The sequence below is a fragment of the Campylobacter sp. US50a genome (genome assembly GCF_004379015.1).
Classification (GTDB): domain Bacteria; phylum Campylobacterota; class Campylobacteria; order Campylobacterales; family Campylobacteraceae; genus Campylobacter_D; species Campylobacter_D jejuni.
This window is the reverse complement of sequence record NZ_RYYJ01000001.1, coordinates 259,792-266,764: the sequence shown is the minus strand read 5'-3', so window position 1 is coordinate 266,764 and position 6,973 is coordinate 259,792. Positions and strand designations below refer to the sequence as shown.

Here is a 6,973-nt window from a genome sequence, read left to right as displayed (position 1 = left end):
TTAAAAGAATCTGCTAAACTTACAAATGTGTATTTTTTAGGTAGGCTTGGCGATTATAAATATTATGATATGGATAAGGCTGTAGAGAGAGTGTTGAAATTGATAAAGGAATTTTTACAGTGAAAGAAAAAAAAGAAAATCAAAATCCAAGTATCAAAATACTTGTGGGTTACCATAAACCAGCTGAGTTATTTAAAGATGATATTTTAACTCCTATTCATTTAGGAAGAGCTTTAGCAACAGAAGCTTCCAAGGATGGAAAAATGTCTAAAGAAGACTTTGGATGGATGTGTGAAAATATGATAGGAGATGATACGGGAGATAATATTTCCTATCTTAATAGATATTTTTGCGAATTTACCGGAATATACTGGGCTTGGAGAAATTACGACAAATTAGGTAATCCTGATTATATAGGATATATTCATTACAGAAGAAATTTTATTTTTGATGAAAATATAATTTCACAATTAAGATTTGATCTTTTTCACAATTACTTTATGGATATTCCATATATTAATATAAGATATAAAAATGCAGTGAAACCAGCTTATTTTTTAGATAAAATTATAAATTTTGATATTGTAGCCGGAAAAAAACTTTATCCTAATAATTATTTAATGAATAATTTAAAATGTCTCAAAGTAGATTATAATTTGAAAGAATATATGCTTACTTTCTATCCTGAGCCGAAAAAATATATTGATACTTTATATTTTATTCTTGAAAATGATCTAAATTTAAAAGAATATTGTGATATTGCGCAACAGTTTTATAATAAAGTTGAAATTTATCCTTGCAATATGTTTATAATGAAAAAGAAATTATTTTTTCAGTATTGTGAAATCTTATTTAATATATTATTTAAAGTTTATTTTTTGCATAAAAACGATTTACATAATAATCCCGATTTATTTTATAAAAGAGCAGTAGCTTATCTTGGAGAATTTGTTACTACTTTTTTTATTGAAAAACAAAAGCAAACAAATGCTGCAGTCCAAGAGTTATATCTTTCTTTTCTATTAAATTGTGAAACAGAATGCAACGTTAACTTTAATTACTCTACAGGTGCTGTATATAGAGTAGAAAATCAATTATCATACAAGATCGGAAAAATACTTATAAATACAAAAGATATAAAAAGTATACTAAAAGCTCCAATTGAAATTATTATGAGTGTATTGGAACATAAAAGAAAAAGTAAAATTTATCAAACGCTTGTCAATATTGATAAAAAATATGCTATGCCCCCTCTTGAATCATATTCAGATTTTCATGAGGCTTTACGATTAAAGGAGCATTTAACATATAAACTAGGTAAATCTTTCTTGGATAACCCATATGTTTTTATTTTTAAAGTAAAAAAAATTTATAAAGAATGGAAAAACAATAAAGGAGTTTAATTATGGCGAAAATTATTGCTGCACGATATGATGGATTTGGTGAAAGAATGTTGGCATTTTTAAATGCTATATATATTTCAAAAAATACTAATTTGGAGTTTTGTTATAAATGGCCATATCAAGAGTATAGTGCTAAAATTTTTGAAAGTACTAATTGTAGCAACAAGGTAGTTGTAAATCCTTATAATGATATTGTTGATGAAAATAATTTCTTTTCTAAAAAATTTATTAAAAAATATTCGATAGAATTAAAAGAATCTTTTTTTGATGGAAGTTTATTATTTTCTAAAAATAATAAATTGAAATTGCAGGATATCTATAAATACCCAAAAGAATGTTCACTGGGATATTTTTCTACTCAATATGATTTATCGCAAATATGCAATGATGTAAATTCTAGCAAATACTATGAAGATATTAAAAATATATGGGATAATTTGGATTTAGTAAATAATTTTAAATTGATTAAAGAACAGGTTGCAAATATGGAAATCGTAAAAAATGGTTTTACAGCATTGCACATAAGAATGGGAGATGCTATTTATTATGATAATGGTAATAATGCTTTTTTTGCAAAAAAAAAGAATTTTCCGATTCATTTAGCAGTTGAAATTATAAAAGAAGAAATATCTAAAAATCAACTGATAGTTATTTTTAGTGATGATTATGAAACAAGTGTTATTGTAAAAGATTTTGTTGAAGATTTAATGAGCATTAGAGGCAAGATTTTGGTTATTAGAGACTATATATCTAAGTTGCAATTAAATCATTTTGAATCATCTTTTTTTGAAATAGAACTTATGAGATATGCATCCAAAATTTATGGTTCGGGTAGATCTGGATTTTCTAATTTGGCTTTTAGAATTAGTGGTGGTAAGTCAGAATTTATATCAATTCATGATTATTTTACCGACAATCAAAAATATAATATTTTTATGAAGTATATTAATCAGCTAGAAATTCATCCATATGCAAAAGCTTTTTCTTATTTACATTTATATATTATAGCGAATAATTTAATGTTAGATATTAGTATTCAAAAAAGAATGATTGAAAATGCGATTATGCTAGTAAATAATACACGTAGTTATATGTATTATTTCATTTATATGTATTTATTGTTACAAGAAGAGAAGTATTTTGAAGTAGAAGCATATATTAAAGAGAAATGCACAACTGATAGGGATTATTTTTTTTCATATTTATTCCAAATAGATGGGTATGATAATACATTGTTATATTCGTTTCTTTTTTTTGAATTTTTAAAAATACAAGATATTATCAAATATCCTTTTATATGTTTTATTTTATGCAAACTTTTTGATGTTATAAAAATTCATAAATTAAAATGTGATATAAACGATAAATTATACTTAGAAAGGTTGAATACAATTGTAAATTTTTTAAATACATTTTCAGAATGCAACGTTAACTTTAATTACTCTACAGGTGCTGTATATAGAGTAGAAAATCAATTATCATACAAGATCGGAAAAATACTTATAAATACAAAAGATATAAAAAGTATACTAAAAGCTCCAATTGAAATTATTATGAGTGTATTGGAACATAAAAGAAAAAGTAAAATTTATCAAACGCTTGTCAATATTGATAAAAAATATGCTATGCCCCCTCTTGAATCATATTCAGATTTTCATGAGGCTTTACGATTAAAGGAGCATTTAACATATAAACTAGGTAAATCTTTCTTGGATAACCCATATGTTTTTATTTTTAAAGTAAAAAAAATTTATAAAGAATGGAAAAACAATAAAGGAGTTTAATTATGGCAATGGAATTCGATATACAAGAGTCAAAAATTTTAAAAGGAGTGTATATTATAACTCCCAACAATTTTAGAGATTTAAGAGGAGAAATTTGGTCAGTATTTGAACAAAAATCATTAAGTTATCTTTTGCCAAAAGATATTCAATTTGTTTTAGATAAATTTACTTTTTCTAAGTATAATGTCTTAAGAGGAATTCATGGCGATCATAAATCTTGGAAATTGGTAACAAGTGTTTTTGGTGAAATTCATCAAGTAGTAGTTGATTGTCGTAAAGAGTCTTCTTCGTATTTGAAATGGGAAAAATTTATTATTAATGAAAATAATAAAAAGTTGATTTTAATCCCTCCTTATTTTGGAAATGCACATTATGTAAGCTCCAAACAGGGGGCTCTGTATTATTATAAATGGGCTTATGAAGGTGAATACGTTGATGCTAAAGATCAGTTTACTTATGCATGGAATGATAGTAGAATTGCTGTAGACTGGCCAACGAATAATCCTATATTATCTGATAGGGATATCGATGCAACAGTTAATGACCACGTTAAAGGAATTTAATGAATAAAGATTCTAAAATTTACATAGCAGGACACAAAGGTACAGCTGGTACTGCCTTAGTAGAAAACTTAAAAAAAAGAGGATATGAAAATTTAATTCTTAAAACACGACAAGAACTTGATTTGCTAAATCAACAAGCTGTGATTGAATTTTTTAAAAATGAGCAACCAGAATATGTTTTTTTAGCAGCAGTTTTGCCATGTGGCGCTGCTAATGTATCTCAAAGAGCAGATTTTATATACGAAAATACAACCATACAAAATAATATTATCCATCAATCATTCAAATTTGGAGTAAAAAAATTAATTTTTTTTGGTTCAGGTTATATGTATCCTGAAAAAACTGTTAATCCTATCAAAGAAGAGAGTATGATGACTGATATATTAGAACACAATGTAACCTCTTTTGGTGTTGCAAAAATATCAGGTGCATTGATGTGTGAATCATATAATATTCAATATGGAACTAACTTTATAACTTTAGCTTTAAATAATTTATATGGAACAAGAGCAAATTTTGATTTTGGAAAATCTCGAGTACTACCAGCTTTGCTTAGGAAGTTTCATTTAGCTAAATTATTGGAAGAGGAAAGAGAGGATGAAATTTTAAATGATTTAAAAATGAAATCACTTATTGAAGCAAAGAAATACTTAGCTGACTTTGGAATTTTAAAAGACTATGTGGAAATTTGGGGAACAGGAAAAGTTAGGAGAGAATTTATACATAGCGATGATTTGGCCGATGCTGCTATTTATGTTATGAAAAATATAAATTTTTCTGATTTGTATAAAAAAAATGAAAAAATAAGAAACACACATATTAACATTGGAACAGGTGTTGATTACAGCATAGCAGAAGTTGCTCAAATAGTTAAGCAAATTGTTGGATTTAAAGGAAAATTGATTTTTAATTCTCAAAAACCTGATAGCACCATGGATCGCTTAATGGATTGTTCTAAAATTCATGCTTTAGGATGGAGGCATAAAATAGAACTTGAAAAAGGCATTAAAATGATGTATAATTGGTATCTAAATAATAAAGGAGAATAAATGAAATATAAATACACCCTAGCTTCATCTACTTGGGATGAAAAAGAATTGCAAGCAATACAAGATGTTATTAAAAGCGATATGTTTACTATGGGTAAAAAAGTTGCAGAATTTGAAAAAGATTTTGCTAAATTTGTAGGTTCTAAATATGCTGTTATGACGAGTTCTGGATCTGCTGCGAATTTGATAGCAACTGCAGCATTATTCTATACCAAAAATCCTAAATTAAAAAAAGGAGATGAGGTTATAGTTCCGGCTGTGTCATGGAGTACTACTTATTATCCGCTTTATCAATATGGTTTAAAATTAAAATTTGTAGATATAGATTTAGAAACATTAAATTATGATTTAAATGCTTTAAATAGTGCTATTAGCGATAAAACAAAAATGATCATGATTGTAAATTTATTGGGAAATCCTAATGATTTTGATGCAATAAAAGATATGATAAAAGATAAAGACATTGTTTTATTTGAAGATAATTGTGAGTCAATGGGCGCAGAATACAAAGGAAAACAAGCTGGAACTTTTGGTATAATGGGAACTTTTTCAACTTTTTTTTCTCATCATATGGCTACAATGGAAGGTGGTTTTGTAGTTACAGATGATGAAGAGTTATATCATATACTTCTTTGCTTAAGAGCGCATGGTTGGACTAGAAATTTACCAAAGGAAAATTTAGTAGCAAACAAAAGTGATGATTGGTTTAGTGAATCATTTCGTTTTGTATTACCAGGATACAATGTGCGTCCAGTAGAAATGAGTGGAGCTATAGGTATAGAACAACTTAAGAAATTACCTATATTTTTAAAATATCGTAGAGAAAATGCAAAATTATTTTGTGATTACTTTAAAAATCATCCAGATTTCATTATACAAAAAGAAATTGGAGTTAGTTCCTGGTTTGGTTTTTCTTTAATTATAAAACCAGAATCTAAACTTTGTAGGTATGATATTTTAAAAAAATTAGAAAACAATTTTATTGAATATAGACCAATTAATGCTGGAAATTTTGTCAATAATGAGGTTATTAAATATTTTGATTATGAAATTCATGGAGATTTGAAAAATGCCAGCTATTTACATAATAAAGGATTTTTTGTTGGAAATCATCAAATGGATATTAAAAGTCAAATAGAATTATTAAATTCTGTATTAAATTAAGTTATTACAATAAGGAAAAATATGTCAAAAAAAGTTTTAATTACAGGTGGTGCAGGTTATATAGGTTCGGTTTTAACACCGGTTTTACTTGAAAAAGGTTATGAAGTTTGTGTGATTGATAATTTGATGTTTGATCAAATTTCTCTTTTATCTTGTTCTCATAATAAAAATTTTACTTTTATAAACGGCGATGCTATGGATGAAAATCTCATTAAACAAGAGGTAGCAAAAGCTGATATTATTATTCCTCTAGCTGCTTTAGTTGGAGCTCCGCTTTGTAAAAGAAATCCAAAATTAGCTAAAATGATCAATTATGAAGCTGTAAAAATGGCAAGTGATTTTGCAAGTCCTTCTCAAATATTTATTTATCCCAATACAAACAGTGGTTATGGTATAGGAGAAAAAGATGCAATGTGCACTGAAGAATCTCCCTTGCGTCCTATCTCAGAATATGGGATCGATAAAGTGCATGCAGAGCAATATTTGCTTGATAAAGGAAATTGTGTAACTTTTCGTTTGGCTACCGTTTTTGGAATTTCACCTAGAATGAGACTTGATTTACTTGTTAATGATTTTACTTATCGTGCATATAAAGATAAATTTATAGTGCTTTTTGAAGAGCATTTTAGACGCAATTATATTCATATTCGCGATGTGGTTAAAGGATTTATTCATGGAATTGAGAATTATGATAAGATGAAGGGTCAGGCTTATAATATGGGATTAAGTTCTGCAAATTTGACTAAAAGGCAACTTGCTGAAACAATTAAAAAGTATGTTCCTGATTTTTACATCCATTCAGCTAGCATAGGTGAAGATCCAGACAAAAGAGATTATTTAGTTTCAAATGCTAAATTGGAGGCTACAGGTTGGAAACCAGATAATACTTTAGAAGATGGTATTGAAGAACTTTTAAGAGCGTTTAAAATGATGAAAGTTAATCGCTTTGCAAATGTTTAAATAATATTAAATAGAAGTTTAAGTATATTTTGCTATAATTTTTATAATAA

The 6,973-nt window shown here is 26.9% G+C and carries 6 protein-coding genes and 1 pseudogene; all 7 read left to right on the top strand.

Features of this window, described 5'->3' with window-relative positions:
• A pseudogene (locus tag ELQ11_RS10230) lies at positions 1-123 on the top strand (UDP-galactopyranose mutase); the annotation flags it as partial.
• Positions 120-1,403, top strand: coding sequence for a DUF4422 domain-containing protein (locus ELQ11_RS01310; RefSeq protein WP_161969529.1), 1,284 nt, complete (start codon positions 120-122; stop codon positions 1,401-1,403). The pseudogene ELQ11_RS10230 and the gene ELQ11_RS01310, both read left to right, overlap by 4 nt.
• 2 nt (positions 1,404-1,405) lie before the next feature.
• Complete coding sequence (locus tag ELQ11_RS01305) at positions 1,406-3,187, top strand: hypothetical protein (RefSeq protein ID WP_126264525.1); 1,782 nt, start codon at positions 1,406-1,408, stop codon at positions 3,185-3,187.
• Between the two features lie 2 nt (positions 3,188-3,189).
• Positions 3,190-3,750 (top strand): dTDP-4-dehydrorhamnose 3,5-epimerase family protein, encoded by a 561-nt coding sequence (locus tag ELQ11_RS01300; protein ID WP_126264526.1) that lies wholly within the window; start codon positions 3,190-3,192, stop codon positions 3,748-3,750.
• A complete protein-coding gene (locus ELQ11_RS01295) occupies positions 3,750-4,799 on the top strand; it encodes a GDP-L-fucose synthase (protein WP_126264527.1) in 1,050 nt (349 codons plus the stop codon). Before ELQ11_RS01300 ends, ELQ11_RS01295 begins: the two co-directional genes overlap by 1 nt.
• Positions 4,800-5,963, top strand: a complete 1,164-nt coding sequence (locus tag ELQ11_RS01290) for a DegT/DnrJ/EryC1/StrS family aminotransferase (RefSeq protein WP_032590108.1) — start codon at positions 4,800-4,802, stop codon at positions 5,961-5,963. It abuts the gene before it with no gap.
• 21 nt (positions 5,964-5,984) lie between these two features.
• A complete protein-coding gene (locus tag ELQ11_RS01285; protein WP_032590107.1) occupies positions 5,985-6,923 on the top strand; it encodes an NAD-dependent epimerase/dehydratase in 939 nt (312 codons plus the stop codon).
• Positions 6,924-6,973: the final 50 nt, after the last annotated feature.

What these genes read in the sequence shown, in the direction of transcription:
- ELQ11_RS01305 (WP_126264525.1), top strand. Translation starts at nt 1,406, where the DNA reads ATGGCGAAAATTATTGCTGCACGATATGATGGATTTGGTGAAAGAATG.
- ELQ11_RS01300 (WP_126264526.1), top strand. Translation starts at nt 3,190, where the DNA reads ATGGCAATGGAATTCGATATACAAGAGTCAAAAATTTTAAAAGGAGTG.
- ELQ11_RS01295 (WP_126264527.1), top strand. Translation starts at nt 3,750, where the DNA reads ATGAATAAAGATTCTAAAATTTACATAGCAGGACACAAAGGTACAGCT.
- ELQ11_RS01290 (WP_032590108.1), top strand. Translation starts at nt 4,800, where the DNA reads ATGAAATATAAATACACCCTAGCTTCATCTACTTGGGATGAAAAAGAA.
- ELQ11_RS01285 (WP_032590107.1), top strand. Translation starts at nt 5,985, where the DNA reads ATGTCAAAAAAAGTTTTAATTACAGGTGGTGCAGGTTATATAGGTTCG.